General features: G+C 68.7%; 16 protein-coding genes. 10 read left to right on the forward strand and 6 right to left on the reverse strand.

Features of this window, described 5'->3' with window-relative positions; translation table 11 throughout:
• The first annotated feature begins 12 nt into the window (after positions 1-12).
• From V6V89_RS06425 to V6V89_RS06445, 5 genes are all read left to right on the forward strand, one after another.
• Complete coding sequence (locus tag V6V89_RS06425; RefSeq protein WP_334618022.1) at positions 13-858, forward strand: [LysW]-aminoadipate kinase; 846 nt, start codon at positions 13-15, stop codon at positions 856-858.
• The gene (locus tag V6V89_RS06430) at positions 858-1,907 is read left to right on the forward strand and encodes a M20/M25/M40 family metallo-hydrolase (RefSeq protein WP_334618023.1); all 1,050 of its coding nucleotides are present in this window, start codon (positions 858-860) and stop codon (positions 1,905-1,907) included. Before V6V89_RS06425 ends, V6V89_RS06430 begins: the two co-directional genes overlap by 1 nt.
• Entirely contained in the window at positions 1,904-2,809 is a 906-nt protein-coding gene (gene cysD, locus V6V89_RS06435; RefSeq protein ID WP_334618024.1) for a sulfate adenylyltransferase subunit CysD, read from the forward strand. The genes V6V89_RS06430 and cysD overlap by 4 nt, the downstream gene beginning before the upstream one ends.
• Complete coding sequence (locus tag V6V89_RS06440) at positions 2,809-4,056, forward strand: sulfate adenylyltransferase subunit 1 (protein ID WP_334618025.1); 1,248 nt, start codon at positions 2,809-2,811, stop codon at positions 4,054-4,056. The genes cysD and V6V89_RS06440 overlap by 1 nt, the downstream gene beginning before the upstream one ends.
• 202 nt (positions 4,057-4,258) lie before the next feature.
• The gene (locus V6V89_RS06445) at positions 4,259-5,776 is read left to right on the forward strand and encodes a lactonase family protein (RefSeq protein WP_334618026.1); all 1,518 of its coding nucleotides are present in this window, start codon (positions 4,259-4,261) and stop codon (positions 5,774-5,776) included.
• A gap of 67 nt (positions 5,777-5,843) precedes the next feature.
• Here V6V89_RS06445 and V6V89_RS06450 read toward each other — a convergent pair whose 3' ends face one another.
• From V6V89_RS06450 to V6V89_RS06465, 4 genes are all read right to left on the reverse strand, one after another.
• A complete protein-coding gene (locus tag V6V89_RS06450; RefSeq protein WP_334618027.1) occupies positions 5,844-6,869 on the reverse strand; it encodes a TauD/TfdA family dioxygenase in 1,026 nt (341 codons plus the stop codon).
• 138 nt (positions 6,870-7,007) lie between these two features.
• The gene (locus V6V89_RS06455; RefSeq protein ID WP_334618028.1) at positions 7,008-7,670 is read right to left on the reverse strand and encodes an RNA polymerase sigma factor; all 663 of its coding nucleotides are present in this window, start codon (positions 7,668-7,670) and stop codon (positions 7,008-7,010) included.
• Positions 7,667-7,921, reverse strand: coding sequence for an anti-sigma factor family protein (locus V6V89_RS06460; RefSeq protein ID WP_334618029.1), 255 nt, complete (start codon positions 7,919-7,921; stop codon positions 7,667-7,669). The genes V6V89_RS06455 and V6V89_RS06460 overlap by 4 nt, the downstream gene beginning before the upstream one ends.
• Before the next feature lie 201 nt (positions 7,922-8,122).
• Entirely contained in the window at positions 8,123-9,001 is an 879-nt protein-coding gene (locus V6V89_RS06465; RefSeq protein ID WP_334618030.1) for an AfsR/SARP family transcriptional regulator, read from the reverse strand.
• A 726-nt stretch (positions 9,002-9,727) separates the two neighbouring features.
• Here V6V89_RS06465 and V6V89_RS06470 point away from each other — a divergent pair.
• The 3 genes from V6V89_RS06470 to V6V89_RS06480 are packed head-to-tail and all read left to right on the forward strand — an operon-like array spanning position 9,728 to position 12,678.
• Entirely contained in the window at positions 9,728-10,165 is a 438-nt protein-coding gene (locus V6V89_RS06470; RefSeq protein ID WP_334618031.1) for a hypothetical protein, read from the forward strand.
• Positions 10,162-11,298 (forward strand): FHA domain-containing protein, encoded by a 1,137-nt coding sequence (locus tag V6V89_RS06475; RefSeq protein ID WP_334618032.1) that lies wholly within the window; start codon positions 10,162-10,164, stop codon positions 11,296-11,298. The genes V6V89_RS06470 and V6V89_RS06475 overlap by 4 nt, the downstream gene beginning before the upstream one ends.
• 24 nt (positions 11,299-11,322) lie before the next feature.
• Entirely contained in the window at positions 11,323-12,678 is a 1,356-nt protein-coding gene (locus tag V6V89_RS06480) for a cation:proton antiporter (protein WP_334618033.1), read from the forward strand.
• 23 nt (positions 12,679-12,701) lie between these two features.
• On the opposite strand, the gene V6V89_RS06485 is transcribed toward V6V89_RS06480, so the two are convergent.
• On the reverse strand, positions 12,702-13,505 hold the full coding sequence (locus V6V89_RS06485) for a helix-turn-helix transcriptional regulator (RefSeq protein WP_334618034.1): 804 nt from the start codon (positions 13,503-13,505) through the stop codon (positions 12,702-12,704).
• Positions 13,506-13,914: 409 nt separating this feature from the next.
• Between V6V89_RS06485 and V6V89_RS06490 the strand changes: the two genes are divergently transcribed.
• Positions 13,915-14,427 (forward strand): helix-turn-helix domain-containing protein, encoded by a 513-nt coding sequence (locus tag V6V89_RS06490; RefSeq protein ID WP_334618036.1) that lies wholly within the window; start codon positions 13,915-13,917, stop codon positions 14,425-14,427.
• Between the two features lie 163 nt (positions 14,428-14,590).
• Entirely contained in the window at positions 14,591-14,833 is a 243-nt protein-coding gene (locus V6V89_RS06495; RefSeq protein WP_334618037.1) for a hypothetical protein, read from the forward strand.
• A gap of 8 nt (positions 14,834-14,841) precedes the next feature.
• Here V6V89_RS06495 and V6V89_RS41615 read toward each other — a convergent pair whose 3' ends face one another.
• Complete coding sequence (locus V6V89_RS41615) at positions 14,842-14,943, reverse strand: NAD-dependent epimerase/dehydratase family protein (protein ID WP_442935080.1); 102 nt, start codon at positions 14,941-14,943, stop codon at positions 14,842-14,844.
• Positions 14,944-15,080 lie beyond the last annotated feature (137 nt).

Raw genomic sequence — 15,080 nt, forward strand, 5'->3', positions numbered from 1 at the left:
GGAGACCGACCAATGCGGCAGCAGCCCCTCGTCGTGGTGAAGTGTGGCGGCAACGCCGATGTGGACGCCGAAGCGGTGTGCGGCGACGTCGCCGGCCTGATCCGGAGCGGGGTCGAGATCGTGCTCGTGCACGGCGGCTCCGCCGAGATCGAGCGACTCGCCACGGAACTGGACGTTCCACAGAGGACACATACAAGTCCGGACGGGGTGTCCACTCGCCGTACGGACGAACGCACCCTCGAAGTGCTCACCCTGGCGCTCGCCGGCTCGGTCAAGCCGAAGCTGGTCCGGAGGTTGGCCCGGCACGGAGTCCGGGCGGTCGGCATGACCGGCCTGGACGGCCTGCTGCTGCGAGCCCGGCGTAAGCGGGCCCAGCGGGCGGTGGTGGACGGGCGGACCGTCCTGGTGCGCGACAACCTCTCCGGCATTCTGGAGAGCGTCAACGACGAGCTGCTGCGTGACCTGCTCGATCGGCGCCTCCTGCCGGTCGTCTCGCCGCCGGCGATAACGGATACCGGCGAGGCGCTCAACGTCGACGCGGACCGGGTGGCGGCCGCGATCGCCGTTGCTCTTCGCGCCGACACGCTGGTGCTGCTCACCGGCGCGCCAGGCGTGCAGGCCGATCCCGACGACGACAGCACCATGCTGTCGGTGTGCGAGGTGTCGCCGGACGGCAGCCCGGCGAGCTGGGCGCGCGGTGGCATGGCGATGAAGCTGATCGCGGCCCGGGAGGCCTTGCTCGGCGGGGTGGCGCAGGTCATGGTCGCCGACGGCCGCCGCTCCGAGCCGGTCCGCCGGGCGTTGGCCAGCCGCGGGACCCGCGTCGTTCTGCGCCCGCACGCGGCGAGGGCGGCGTGATGGATACCTGGTCCGAGGTCGACCTGCTCGACCAGATGGTCCGCATTCCCTCGCCGTCGGGCGCCGAGGAGGAGCTCAGCGGCTTCCTCGCCGACGCCCTGCGCGGCCGGGGTCTGGAGAGCTGGCGCGACGAGGTCGGCAACGTGTTCGGTAGCACTGGCACCGGAGACGGTCCAACCGTGCTGCTGCTGGGTCACCTGGACACCGTCGACGACCCGATCCCGGCCGGCCGGACCGACACCCAGGTGGTGGGCCGCGGCGCGGTGGACGCCAAGGGGCCGCTGGCCGCGATGATCGGTGCCGCCACCCGGTGCCAGGACTTTCCTGGCCGGCTGGTGGTGGCCGGCGTGGTGGAGGAGGAGACTCCCGCGTCCCGGGGCGCGATGCACGTGCGCGACACCTGGCCGCGGCCGGACGCGCTGGTCATCGGCGAGCCGAGCGGCTGGGACACCGTCGTGCTCGGGTACAAGGGCAAGATCGACGTGCGGTACGACGTGTACTGCCCGCCAACCCATCCGAGCAACCCGGCGCCGAAAGCCACCGAGCTGGCCGCCGCGTTCTGGCAGAGCGCGTACGCCGCGGCGGGCGCGGAGCCGAGCCACGCCAGGTTCGACTGCACCGGCGTCACGCTGAACGAGATGTGCGGCGACCTGTCCCGCGCCAGCCTGTCGATCAGCTACCGCACTCCGGTCGGCTTCGACGCGGAGGCGCTGCTGGAGCGGTTACGCGCCGCCGCGGGGGATGGTCGGGTCGAGCTGCTCAACGCCGTGGAAGCGGTGCGCACCGACCGCCGTGACCCCGTCGTGCGGGCGCTGACCGGGGCGATCCGCGACGCCGATGGGACACCCAAACACAAGATCAAGACAGCCACCTCGGACATGAACACGCTGGCCGAGGTGTGGCGGATCCCGATGGCCACATACGGCCCTGGAGACAGCCGGCTGGACCACTCGGACGAGGAAGCCATCCCGCACGAAGACCTGTGCCGCGGCGTGCGGGTGCTGTGTGCGGCGCTTCGACAGCTCGCGACGACAGAGGTAGTCCGATGACCACTTACCAACTTGGACAATTGCAGAGCCTGGAGGCCGAAGCCATCCACATCATCCGGGAGGTCGTCGCCGAGGCGCGAAATCCGGCGCTGATGTTCTCCGGCGGCAAGGACTCGGTGGTCCTGCTGCACCTGGCCATCCTCGCGTTCCGGCCGGCGCCGGTGCCGTTCCCGATCCTCCATGTGGACACCGGCCACAACTTCGCCGAGGTCCTGGCCTTCCGTGACCGGGTCGTCGCGCGACACCGCCTGCGGCTGCTGGTGTCTAGCGTCCCCGAGATGATCGAGGACGGTCGGCTGCGGGAACCGGCCGGCTCGGTGTCGCGCAACCAACTGCAGACGTCCGCGCTGCTCGACGCGGTCAACAAACACCGGATAGACGCGCTCTTCGGCGGCGGGCGCCGCGACGAGGAGAAGTCCCGCGCCAAGGAGCGGGTGCTGTCAGTGCGCGACGAGTTCGGCCAGTGGGATCCGAAGGATCAGCGTCCGGAGCTGTGGAGCAACTACAACGGCCTGCTGGACCACGGCCAGCAGCTGCGTGCGTTTCCGCTGTCGAACTGGACCGAGCTGGATATCTGGCGCTACGTCCAGGAGCGCGGCATCGAGTTGCCGCCGCTGTACTACGCACACCAGCGCACGGTGTTCGAGCGCGACGGCATGCTGTTCAGCGACGGGCCGTACCTTCCCCGCGGCGACGGTGAACAGCCGCGCACCGAGTCGGTGCGGTTCCGGACCGTGGGAGACATGACCTGCACCGGCGCGGTGCGTTCGTCCGCGGCATCGGTCCACGACGTCATCGCGGAACTACGCGCCACGCGCTGCAGCGAGCGCGGAGCCGGCCGGGCCGACGACCGGATCTCCGACACCGCGATGGAGGACCGGAAGCGGGAGGGGTACTTCTGATGGACCTGATGAGGCTAGCCACCGCGGGTTCGGTGGACGACGGCAAGAGCACATTGATCGGGCGGCTGCTGTACGAGACCGGCTCGGTCTTCGACGACCAGCTGGACGCCACCAGGGTCGCCAGCCAGCGAATGGGCTCGGACGAGATCAACCTGGCGCTGCTCACCGACGGTCTGCGGGCCGAGCGGGAGCAGGGCATCACGATCGACGTCGCGTTCCGCTACTTCACCACCGAGCGGCGGGCGTTCATCATCGCCGACACCCCCGGACACGTGCAGTACACCCGGAACATGGTGACCGGCGCGTCCACCGCGGACCTGGCCGTTGTGCTGGTCGACGCGCGGTCCGGGCTGACCGAGCAGAGCCGCCGCCACGCGTTCCTCTGCTCACTGCTCGGCGTGCGGCACCTCGTCGTCGCGGTGAACAAGATGGATCTCGTCGGCTACGACGCGGGGGTCTTCCGGCGGATCTGCGAGAGCTTTCGCGACTTCTCCGGCCGGTTGGAGATCTCCGACATCACGCTCATCCCGATGTCCGCGCTGCGCGGCGATAACGTGGTCCGGAGCAGCGACGCGATGCCCTGGTACCCGGGTCCGCCGCTGCTGCACCACCTGGAAAACGTACATCTCGCCTCGGACCAGAACCTGGTCGACGTCCGGCTCCCGGTGCAATGCGTGATCCGGCCGCGCGCCGACGACCACCACCACGACTACCGCGGCTACGCCGGTCAGCTCGCCGGTGGGGTGCTGCGTGTCGGTGACGAGGTGACGGTCCTGCCGGGCGGCCTGACCACGCGGGTGGCCGGGATCGACTCCCCGGCCGGGCCGGTCGACGAGGCGTTCGCGCCGATGTCGGTGACCGTCCGGCTCGTCGACGACATCGACGTCTCCCGCGGCGACATGATCGCCCGTACCGGCAACCAGCCGACCGTCACCCAGGATCTCGACGCGCTCGTCTGCCACATGGACCGCACACCGATCGGCCCGGGCACCCGACTGCTGCTCAAGCACGCCAACAACCTGGTGCCGGCGATCGTGGACGACATCCGGTACCAGATCGACGTCAACACGCTCCACCGCCGAACCGCCGACAAGTTGGGATTCAACGAGATCGGCCGGATGAGGATCCGCACCACCCGTGCGGTGATGTGCGACAGCTACCGCCGAAACCGGACCACCGGCAACTTCGTCCTGATCGACCCGCGGACCAAACGCACGGTGAGCGCGGGAATCGTGGAGGACCGCTGACCACGTCTGGGCCGTGATCAAAGCTCCTTTCAAGCAGCTGCAACTGTTTGAAAGGAGCTTTGACCGTGGAAGCGGGGAGCCGGTCGCGCGCGTGCGACGGCCCTGTCACGGTGCTTTGCGAGTGTGAGAGGCGCCAGGTAACGCCCGAAGCCTCGGCCAGCAAAGCCACCCCGGGCCACCGCTCCACGAAAGGAGTTTCCAGATGCTCTACCGCGGTAACCACCGCGACCAGACCGATGCCAGAGTCCGGCTGATCGCGGGCGGTGTCGCGCTGGCCAGCGTACTGGCGGCGGGCGCCGTGTTCGGTACGGTCTGGGTCGCCGATCGCGAGCCGTCCGACAACGTGTTCCAGCTCGCTGACGAGTCCGACGAAACCAACGACGAGTCCGGTGAGGAGTCCGGTGAGGAGTCCGGTGAGGACACCGAGGAGTCCGGCGACACCGACTCGGAATCGGGTGACGACGGTGAGCAGCCGGTCGCCGAAGTAGCGCCGGACGCTCCTGAGGGCACCGACCTGCGCCGTGGCGCGGTGTTCGCCCAGTCCAACTTCGCCGACGGCAACTTCGTCGTCGCCTACGCACGGCGGGCCGACGGCGACCTCGCCGAGGTCGGCCGGTTCCCTACCGGCGGTAAGGGCAGCGGGGCGTTCGAGGACAGCTCGAACGGGCTCGTGGTGGCCTCGTCCAAGGGCGAGGTCTCGCCCAACAACTACGGCAACGAGGGCGACCTGCTGTTCACCACCAACGCCGGCAGCAACTCGATCACGGTCTTCCGGATCGAGCAGACTACGCTGACCCGGCTCGAGGTACAGCGGACCGGGGGCGAGCGGCCGGTCAGCGTCGCCATCTCCAACGGTCTCGTCTATGTTCTCCACAATGGAGAGACGGCCAAGAGCCCGTTGAACGAGGAAGGCACGCCGATCGAGAACTGCACGACCGGAAACCGGCCGTCGGTGACCGGCTTCCGCCTCGACGGCGACAACCTCGAGCCGATCTCCAACTCCACCCGCGAGCTCAGTGGGGAAGCGGAGTCGGGTTGCGCGCAGGTGACGTTCAGCCCCAACGGCAAGGCGCTGGTGGTCACCGAGCGCCTGGCCAAGCCCTCCGAGCTCGCACATGCGGAGGGCGACAACGGCGTCTTCGTGGTCTTCCCCGTGCAGGAGAACGGCACGCTCGGCGAGAAGAAGGTGCTCAACACCTCCGGTACGGGCCCCTTCGGCTTCACCTTCACCAAGAAGAACGTGCTGATCGTCGCGGAGCAGGTGGCCCTGGAGGCACACACCGGTCAAGGATCGAGCTACCAACTGGACGACAAGGGTGCGCTGAACCCGACCGGCCCGGCTGTCGGCAACTTCGGCACCGACCCGTGCTGGGTCGTGGTGACGGACGACCAGAAGTACGCGTTCGTCAGCTCGGCTCTCGGCGACGGGCAGCTGTCCACGTACGCGATCGCTGAGAACGGCAGCATCCGGCTGCACGACCCAGTCGCGACGTCACCCAATGAGGACTCGGCCAACGACAATGTCGAGTTCGGCGCTACCGACATCGCGCTGAGCCGGGACAGCAAGTACCTGTACCAGCTCAACTCGACGACGGGGTACATCAACGTACACCGGGTCGAGAAGGACGGTTCGCTGACCCAGACCCAGCGGCTGCAGACCTTCGCCCTGTCGAACCAGCAGAGCATGTTCTTCACGCCGTTCGGGCTCGCCTCTATCTGAGTCCGCTCGCCGGCAGGCACTATCAAAGGTCCCCCCGCCACCGGGGGGACCTTTCATAGTGCCTGGTTCAGCTGAACGCGGCGCCGATCCGGCGACTGCCCAGCCGCCGGGCCGGGCTGGTGCGTCGCAGGTCGCGGACCACGAACCCGCGCACCACGAACCGGTCGGTGCCGTCGAAGCGCGGCTGGAACGACGAGCGACCGTGCATGGCGCGGCTGTTGTCGACGAAGGCCACGTCACCGCTGACCAGGGTGTGTCCGCGGTGGTGCTCGACGTAGACGTCGATCGTCTTGCGGAGCAGCTCCTGGGCTTCACGCGTCATGCCGTGGGTCAGCTCCTGATCGATCCTGATCTCCGGATCGTCGTCCGAACCGGAGATCAGTGCGAACGGCCCGCGCACCTCGGCCGGATCGGGCACGTACGGGTGGAAGGAGTCATCGATCAGCGTTGTCCACAGTGGCCGGCGCAGATACTCGATCTCCTTCGGGCTCATGTGCTCGAGCAGGTCACGAGCCGAGAAGACGTAGGTCTCCGCGTTCGGGTCGCCACGCAGGCAGCCCAGCACCACGTAGTCCGGTCGCATGGGTGAGAAGCTCTGCTCGGAGTGCGCCTCCAGCACCTGCCGTGAACCCTGCGAGCTCTGCCGGTGCGCGTAGGCCGGATTGGGCACCATGTCCTGCATCAGGTAGCCAGTGCCCTCCGCCTCGTAGATGACCATGTCACCGAGCACGTGCGAGAGGATGGCGAACTGCGGCGCCAGCTTGGTGCTTCTGCCGACGCCGTGTTGGTTGCTGCGCGGGGTCGGCGGGACGGTGCCCACGTCGAGGCCGCGGACAACGAAGATCCCGCTGTCGGACCCCACGTCGGAGAACCGGCTCATCGCCTCGGCAAGTCTCGGCGGCACCAGGCCGGCGAGCGACCGGGCCGCGCGGCAATAGGCATCCGGGTCGTTTCGGGCGTCCACCCGGATCCGATCGCCGAGTTCGGCGATCGCCGCGGCTTCGTCGCCGTCCAGCTCGTAGAGGGTGGGCACGGGCTCGTCGAGAGCCCCGGTCTGTTGCGGTGGGCGTTCGGTCTCAATAGGAGTCGTCATTCGGCCGAAAGCTCCTTCCGATGGTGGTCGTGCCAGACAGAAACACGACGAGGAGCGCAGGGCCGAGCACGGCCTGGCGCGCCGGCCCTGACGCGGTATTCCCCGCTACGGGTACTGTGGCGGCCGCGGCCGGAAACGTTACGGCGTCGGCGGAGCGAATTCGCGGGCCTGGCTGCCGGGTTCCTCTGGCGGCATCCTGGGGCCGAGATAGTCCTCCAGCGCGTGGCGCACCTTCGCCCGCGCGCGGTGCAAGAGCACGCGTTGGTGCACATCGGTGATGTCGAGCAGCTGGCAGATCTCCGCGCTGCTCCAGCCCTCCATGTCGCGCAGCACGATCACCGTGCGCTGCGCTGGGCTAAGCTGTTCGATGACGCTAGTCGCGGTGTGCCTTATCTCGCTGGCCAGCAGCACGTCTTCGGGGAGCCTGCTCCAGTCGTCGGGAAACTTCACCCAGTGCCCGGCGTACGGCCCGTGGGACTGAAAGCGGTCCGGGTCGATGGTGGGCTCGTCGTCGTCGCCGCCGAGGACCGACAGGGGGATCGTCTGCGCCTCCTGACCGGCCCTGCGGCGAGCGATGTTGACCAGAATGCGGGAGATCCAGGTGCGCAACGAGGCGCGCCCGTCGAAGCCGTCGACGCCGCGGAGAACGGCGATCCAGGTCTCCTGCACGATTTCCTCGGCGACTGCGCGGCTGGGCGCATAAACCATCGCCAATCGCAGCAACACCGACTGGTGCGCCCGTACGAGTTCGCGGAAAGCCTGCTCGTCGCCCGCGCGCAACGCGTCGATGTCCTCCGTCATGCCTCGCTGGTCCCCCCGAGACTCCACTGCCGGAACGCTCCAACGATGGCCGCCTCGGTGTCGGGCGTGAGCTCCTCGTCTGGAGTCCCCCGGAGTGCCCGCAGCATGGAGTGGACCTGGTCGAGATATGCCTCGCAGCCGTCGCAGGAGGTCAGGTGTGCGCGGAACCTGGCGACGTCTTCGGGGGGAAGCACGCCCTCCAGGTAGGCGGTGATCTGCTCCACCAACTCCGCGCAGGTCAGGTCGTCCATAACCAGCTCCTCAGCGGAGGTGGAAGCCCGAGCCACCCCCGGATGCATCGAACCTTACCGGTGCCGAGCTGGTGGAGGTACGGCCTGGAGACCAACGCCGGGCGTTCGTCGTCGGTCACCAGCGTTCAGTTCGTCGGGCTTGAACGACCAGAGGATGGACCACTGGACGGTCGGGCACACCGGCTCGCGGATGTCCGCGCGTCACGCCGACTGCAGCAGGTGGCCCAGCCTCGCGGACGGCTCAAGGCCCAACTCGTCGCGCAGCCTGCGGCGGAAGCCCAGGTAGTGACGGACGGCGTCGTTGCGGTTGCCTTCCGCGAGGTGCACCCGGATCAACAGCTCATGCGCGGTTTCCCGGAACGGGTCGGCCTGCACCGCCGCGAGCGCCGCGTCCACCGCCGCGCCGTACCGGCCGTTCGCCGCGAGCTGGGATCCCAGCGCCTCCAAGCAATGCAGCCGTACGTGCCGGAAGCGTTGCTGCTCCGGCCGTAGCCATTCCTCGTCCCAGTCCGGGAGAAGGTCGTGGTACAGGTCGCAGCTCATCGTCCAGGTGAGCTGGCGCGGGCTGAGTGACGCGTCACGCGCGAGCAACTGGGCGGCGAGACCGTTTATCTGGCGGGCATCGACGCTGACGGTGGGCGCCAGCCGCAGGTCCTTCTTGGTGACCTCGACAACGAGCGGGCGGCAGGTGCCGAGGCGGTAGAGCGCGGTCCGCAGGTTGGCCTGTGCCCGCGCGTCGGTGGTGGCCGGCCACAGCTGGCCAGCCGCGGTGAGCCGGGCAACCCCCTCCTCGTGCAGCGCGAGCAAAGCCAGCAGCCGCTGCGCACTGAGTCCGATCGGGACCGGCCGGCCGGCGACCGAGAGCTGGAAGGCTCCCAGCAGCCGCAGATGCGCGGCCGTCGCGGCGAAGCCGCCGGACTCAGGTTCGTGGCCGTCGAGGTTGGCCAGTGATTTCGTCGCCATCCGGGCGGCGACTTGGGGCAGCGGGATCACATTGTTCGGCTGAGGCAGCGTGGCAATCGCACCGGAGCCGTTGTGCGGCCGGTCGAGGTCATGGAGCGAACGCGCGTGGCTGTACATCGGACACCTCCCGTACACGTACGACCAAAGCTGGTCTGCATCGTCAATAGACACGGTAGGACGGCCGTCGGTCGAGTGCGGAACTTGCAGGCACCTTGGCAGTTGTCGCGAGGGTCCGTTCGCTCACACAACGCTGCCTACTGCCGCCGACATAGGCTGTTTCGTTCCCTTTCTGGGCCCGCGTTTCGGGACGCACGGTAATCAGCGGCGAATCGACGTGGGCGCCAACTTCGGCAATGCCTTAGCAAAGGCTTTCCGGCGTTACAGCTTTTCGCGAGATTGAACGAATCCAGTTTGGACCGCGTTACAGGGCGCGAGGCTCCAAGGTCGAGAGATTCCTCACCGCCGCGGAGTGTTTATTCTCCGCCCCCGCGCTCCGGATCACGCGGCCCCTGGGAGAACTCTGCCACGCCGCGCCGGCGTCGCGGTAGGCGCCGCCGGGTCGGAGCGGCGGAGCGTGGGACGGAGCAGCCACATGCCCGCGGATGTCGCCGTGAGCGAGAGCCTCCCGGGGCGGATTCGCGCCAAGCATCCCGTCCCGTGCGTCAGACCCGCCCTGACGTGCTGCTGTGACGGGTGGTCAACGGTCGGGCCACGCCGCCCGCCGTAGCTTGGCACCGCACATCAGGCGTCCGAGTGCTGTCCTAGTCAGACCGTCGTTAGTGGTCGAGTGGATGCTCGGCGCCAGGACCGAGCGGGTCCCGAGAACCGAAAGGAGAGGCCGAGGTGGTGCCCACGCTTATAGGGCGGATTCAGACCAGGTTGTTCCTACTCGCCGTCGTTGGTGGACTGGTTACCGCCGTGCTCACGCCGTTCCTGCCGATGTCCGTACCGGTCGGCGAGCGGTACGGCATCACGTTCATCGTGCTGGCCACGGTCGCCGTGGTTGGCATCGGCTGGGAGTTCCTTTACCACCTGCTCATGCAGTGGCGGTGGGAGAAAGACTGGCCGACGTACGCCGCGCTGGTCACGCTGGTGCCCGAGGGTTTGCTGATCTGGGGGCTGCTGCGGGCCGGCATGGTTCCGACCATCGACGGGCCGGCCGGACCATGGGCGTTCTGGATCCACTTCGTTGTGGTCTGGCTCGCGGTCTGGTTCGTCGCTCAGGGCCCGATGCGGGTGCCATTCATCCGTTGGCGTTTCCATGGTGGGAGGCTGTTGTGACCCTATTGGCAGAGACCTCGACGTCGCCCGCGCTGTCGCATGTGCCCGGCCACGGTGTGCTGTCCCGGCAAGGCGAGCTCGTGCTGCTCTGCGACGCCGCTCCGGAGCGGGAGTCACAGATCGCCACCCTGCTCGATGCCCTGTCGTCGGTGGCCGCGGATCGCGGTGACGGCCGCGACCTCGGCCGCCGGTTGGCGGGTCTGCTCGCCGCGGCGCGCGGCGACGAATTCCCCGCGCTGTGCGCGTTCGGTCCCGCCGGTGACGGCATAGCGGTGCTGCTGCACGGTGCCGCGGAGGCGACCGCCGTGGGTCCGGACGGCGAGACGCGACTCGACGGACGGCAGGCGGTCATTTTTGTCGACCGCACGCTGCCGGGGCCGGTGACGTCGCTGCGCGCCATGGTCGGTGAATCGTCCGGCGCCCTGGCGCCGGACCGGTGGAGCCGGCTCGACAGCGGCGTGGTGCGGGCCCAGGCGTTGGTCTACGGCCCGGACACAGTCGGCCCTCCCGCGCAGCAGGAGTCTGTGGCCCCGGCGCCTGCGGAGCCCTCGGCGCCGTCAGGGCAGCCGATGCTGGAGGAGTGCTCGATGCCGGCGCCACCGGTGGCTGAGCCGACGGTGGTCGAAGCCCGGGCGGGCGACGGCGGCTCGCCCATTGAGGACTTAGGCGTTCTCGGGACCTACTGCCGCAACGGACACTTCAACGACCCGCGTGTGCGGTACTGCACCGGGTGCGGCGTGTCCATGGTGCACCTTACCCACGCGCTGCGGCCGGGCCGGCGGCCGGCGCTGGGCGTGCTGACCCTCGACGACGGGATGACGTTCCCGCTTGAGGAGGACTACGTCCTGGGTCGCCACCCGTACGAGGACGAGCTGGTCGCCGCGGGCCGTTCGCGTCCGCTGGAGATCGACGACTCAACGGGCCTGGTGTCCGGCGTGCACACGCGAGTCATCCTGGACGGCTGGGACGTCAAGGTCATGGACGCCGGGTCCACGTACGGCACCTACCTGCGCAGCGACGCGGACGACCAATGGCGGCGGCTTCCACCGCACATGGCCGTCCCCATCTCGCCCGGTACCTGGGTAGGGCTTGGCGGGCGCTGCCTGCGCTACGACTCGTGTCGCAACCCGTGACCACCTGACCTTTGGGGAGGACTGATGGATGACAGTGCCGCGCTGCTGCTCCTGGACCTGGCCGTCATCATCGGCGCGGCACGTCTGCTCAGCGCGATCGCCAAGCGTTTAGGGCAGCCGCCGGTCGTTGGCGAGATCATGGCCGGCGTGTTGATGGGGCCCACACTTTTCGGCACCGCCATCACCGGGGCGATGTTTCCGGCCGAGATCCGGCTCGCCCTGGACTCGCTCGCCAAGGTCGGACTGGTCCTTTTCATGTTCATCGTCGGGTATGAAATCGACAAGCGGATGCTGCGCCGCTCCGGCCGCACCGCCGTCGGCGTCGCCACCTGCTCGGTGGCGTTGCCGCTGGCCGGCGGCGTGCTGCTGGCGTTCTGGCTCGCCGACAGACACGACGTCGCGAGGGTGCCGCCGTTCGTGCTGTTCGTCGGCGTCGCGATGGCCATCACCGCGCTCCCCGTGATGGCCCGGATCCTGACCGACCGGGGAATGCAACGCACCCCGGTCGGTGGCCTCGCGTTGATCAGCGCGGCCGTGGGTGACGTGCTGGCGTGGACGCTGCTCGCCGGTGTGATCACGCTGGCCGGCGCCGCCGGGGGAGAGCCGTACCGGCTGGTGTTAGCGGCGCCGTACGTGGCGGTGATGTTCCTGGTGGTCCGGCCGCTGCTGCGGCGTGTGCTGGCCAGGCCTGGCGCTGCGCTGACCCCAAGGGCGTTCGCCGCCATGCTGATCGGGCTGCTGCTGTCGTGCGCGAGCGCCGAGTGGGTCGGTGCCCACTTCATCTTCGGCGCGTTCCTGTTTGGCGTGGTGATGCCGCGGGAGGGCACCGAGAACCTGCACCGCGAGACACTCGACCGGCTGGGCTGGATGAGCGAGACGCTGCTGCTGCCCGTGTTCTTCGTGGTCGCAGGGCTCAACGTAAACCTGTCCACAGTGGGCCCGAACCAGGTGGTCGACCTGGCTTTGATCTTGCTGGTCGCCGTGTCCGGCAAGTTCGTCGGCGCGTACCTTCCGGCGCGGCTCAGCGGTTTGCCGCCCCGGGGATCCGTGGTGCTCGCCACGCTGATGAACACGCGAGGACTGACTGAGATCGTCGTGCTCACCGTGGGCCTGCAGGTCGGCATTCTCAGCCCGGAGCTGTACTCGCTTATGGTGCTGATGGCTGTGATCACGACGATGATGGCGGGTCCGATCCTGCTGCTGGTGTATCCGACCTGGCGGGTACGCCGCGACCTGGAGGCGTTCCACGGCGCTGGAGTCGCCGAGGCGGGAGCCGGCGTGGTCACGCCGATCCGTGGCAGGCGGCGCCCGATCCGGCCGGCGACGGCCGCGGGACGGTCGGGTCCGGAGGACGCCGACCCGGCGGAGCAGGCCGCGTGACCGCCACGGACACCCGGGCCGGCTCAGTCCACCCAGCCGATCTGTTTCGCGCGAACGCCGGCCTGGAAGCGACTGTCCGCGCCGAGGCGGTGCATCAGGCCGTTGACGATCCGGCTGACCGTGCGCAGCGAGACGCCGAGGTTTCGAGCGATCTTGGCGTCCTTCGTGCCGACCGCCAGCATCTCCAGCACCGAGCGCTCCTGCTTGGTCAGGTCCGGCGGCTCCCGCTCCGGCGACGCCTCGAACCGCAGGGAGTCCTGCCAGCAATGTTCGAATATGCTCACCAGGGCTCGCACGAACAGTTCGCCCTCGATGACCACCGAGCCAGCGTGGCTGTTCCGCGGATCCAGCGGGACGACCGCCCGCTGGCCGTCGCAGATGACCATCCGGATCGGCACCGAGGGCGCCGCCCGGAGTTCGTAGCCACGCTCCATCAGGTCGTCCAGGTAGGCGAGGACGCGCGGGGCGGAGGCGAGCCGCTGCGAGTAGACGGCCCGCAGCCGCAGGTCCCGTTCGGCCAGTTGGTGTCCCCGGGACAGGGCCTCCACCAGTGGCCGCTCGGACCGCAACGGGCCTGGATGCAAGGACATCAGCTCCCGGCGCGCCGTCCTGATCATGCTGTCGAGGAAGCTGGCCACCGCGCGCGGATCGGGAATGATCTTGAAATCGACGATCCGGCGAGCCTCGGGACTGATCGGCAGAAACTGTTCGACGATGCGGTCGAGCACGTCTCTGGTCTCCGCCATGCCGAGGCGGTACTCGCTGAGCAGCGTCCGTTCCCGCTCCAGCACTTGGGCGATCGCGGTCTCCGGCGGCAAGGGTGCCACGAGACCGCCGCTACTCCGCGAGATAAGACCCAGCCGGGCCAGTTCGGAGATGCCGGCATCCGCCTCCTCCGGCGTGAGTCCAAGCGCCCTGACGGCGGCGTCGGGACTGGCAGAACCGTGGCGGTAGACCTGTTTGTAGATCGCTACCGCCAACCTTTTTGCGCTTGTGGCGCGCTTTGTTCCGGCCATTCAGCCCCCTGGCTGGAAAACGTATCTTGTCGGTCGTGTCCATTCCCGGCTAGCTGGCAATTCATGCCGGCTCCGGCCAATCCCGTGACGAATTCACGCCAATGCATGTTCGCGACCGTGGTCAAGGGTTCCGCCAGGGTCGGGATGCGGTCAGGATCTAGGCAGGGCCGTCGTCCGGTGGACCGGATTTGGGCGACATCCAGGTAGCGAGGGGAGCGCCATGCCTTTCGACAGGTTGGATGTGACGATCGTGCGGTGGCCGGCGGAGGCTGACCGCCGTGAAGACTGCCGGATCAGGGGCGTGCCGCGGTTGCTCATCGTGGAGGGGCGCACGGCCGCCCCGACGTGCATCGACGCCCTTGAAGACTGGATCCGGCTGCCCATGGACAAAGAGGATGCCCGGGCGCGGGCGCGGACCCTCTTGGCGCGTGCGCGGCTGGCTGGCCGGCCGATCGTCACCCGACAGAACATGTTGCGGATGTCCGATCGCTCACTGCCGCTGTCGCCGATCGAGGCGTGCCTGATGCGCCAGCTCACCGCGTCGTACGCGGAGGTGGTCACGCGCGACGACCTGGCGGCGGTGGGTTGGCCGGCCGACGCCGAACGCGGCCGGAAGAATCTCGATCTCCAAATCCTGCGGTTGCGCCGCCGGATCAAGCCGCTGGGACTGGTGATTCGTACCGTCTGGGGGCGCGGCTACCTGCTCGACAGCAGCGACGGGGTGTCCACCTGACCATAGGGGTGACCGTCCTGATAGGCGATGACCAGTTCGACCACCTCGTCGCAATTCCTGGGCCTGCCCTTTCCGCCAGGGAAGCTACCGCTGTGCCCAGGCGTTGAACCTAGTAAATCCCTAATCCGTAGCAGCAGGAAACCTCTGTGAGGCGGTGAGCACAATGACCGAGAGCACGCGGGCCGAGGCCCTCTTCGCCAGCGACCTTCAGCCGTCCGACCGGCCGACCAACGCCCAGGTGGCCCAGGCCGTACGCACGACCCTTCTGGCGCGAGGGGGCGCGGCGGGGTGCGCCGCGGTCATGGCGGCCGAGTACGGGGAGCATCCCGAGGCCGCCGCGGCGCGGATGCGGTGGGCACTCGCGTGCGCGGCAGCGGGCACCAAACCCCGCGCGCTGGCCGCCTGAGCAGGTGGCTACCGGCGGGTCGTTCCGACGACCTCGTGGCCACCTGCCACGAGGTGGGGAACTAGGTGACTACCGATCGCGCCGGCCGCTCCGGCGATGAAGATCTTCATAACATCTCCCTTCGGTGTGCCCACCAACCACGGACGAGACGCCGCGCCACCCCATGGCCGGCAGTGATCCAGGCCACAGTACGGCGCGGTCAGCAGCGGACTTCGATGACCTGATTCCGGATGGCGCGGTCCACCGC

This window comes from Micromonospora sp. CPCC 206061 (assembly GCF_036906915.1).
GTDB lineage: Bacteria > Actinomycetota > Actinomycetes > Mycobacteriales > Micromonosporaceae > Phytohabitans.

What these genes read in the sequence shown, in the direction of transcription:
- V6V89_RS06425 (WP_334618022.1), top strand. Translation starts at nt 13, where the DNA reads ATGCGGCAGCAGCCCCTCGTCGTGGTGAAGTGTGGCGGCAACGCCGAT.
- V6V89_RS06430 (WP_334618023.1), top strand. Translation starts at nt 858, where the DNA reads ATGGATACCTGGTCCGAGGTCGACCTGCTCGACCAGATGGTCCGCATT.
- cysD (WP_334618024.1), top strand. Translation starts at nt 1,904, where the DNA reads ATGACCACTTACCAACTTGGACAATTGCAGAGCCTGGAGGCCGAAGCC.
- V6V89_RS06440 (WP_334618025.1), top strand. Translation starts at nt 2,809, where the DNA reads ATGGACCTGATGAGGCTAGCCACCGCGGGTTCGGTGGACGACGGCAAG.
- V6V89_RS06445 (WP_334618026.1), top strand. Translation starts at nt 4,259, where the DNA reads ATGCTCTACCGCGGTAACCACCGCGACCAGACCGATGCCAGAGTCCGG.
- V6V89_RS06450 (WP_334618027.1), bottom strand. Translation starts at nt 6,869, where the DNA reads ATGACGACTCCTATTGAGACCGAACGCCCACCGCAACAGACCGGGGCT.
- V6V89_RS06455 (WP_334618028.1), bottom strand. Translation starts at nt 7,670, where the DNA reads ATGACGGAGGACATCGACGCGTTGCGCGCGGGCGACGAGCAGGCTTTC.
- V6V89_RS06460 (WP_334618029.1), bottom strand. Translation starts at nt 7,921, where the DNA reads ATGGACGACCTGACCTGCGCGGAGTTGGTGGAGCAGATCACCGCCTAC.
- V6V89_RS06465 (WP_334618030.1), bottom strand. Translation starts at nt 9,001, where the DNA reads ATGTACAGCCACGCGCGTTCGCTCCATGACCTCGACCGGCCGCACAAC.
- V6V89_RS06480 (WP_334618033.1), top strand. Translation starts at nt 11,323, where the DNA reads ATGGATGACAGTGCCGCGCTGCTGCTCCTGGACCTGGCCGTCATCATC.
- V6V89_RS06490 (WP_334618036.1), top strand. Translation starts at nt 13,915, where the DNA reads ATGCCTTTCGACAGGTTGGATGTGACGATCGTGCGGTGGCCGGCGGAG.
- V6V89_RS06495 (WP_334618037.1), top strand. Translation starts at nt 14,591, where the DNA reads ATGACCGAGAGCACGCGGGCCGAGGCCCTCTTCGCCAGCGACCTTCAG.
- V6V89_RS41615 (WP_442935080.1), bottom strand. Translation starts at nt 14,943, where the DNA reads ATGAAGATCTTCATCGCCGGAGCGGCCGGCGCGATCGGTAGTCACCTA.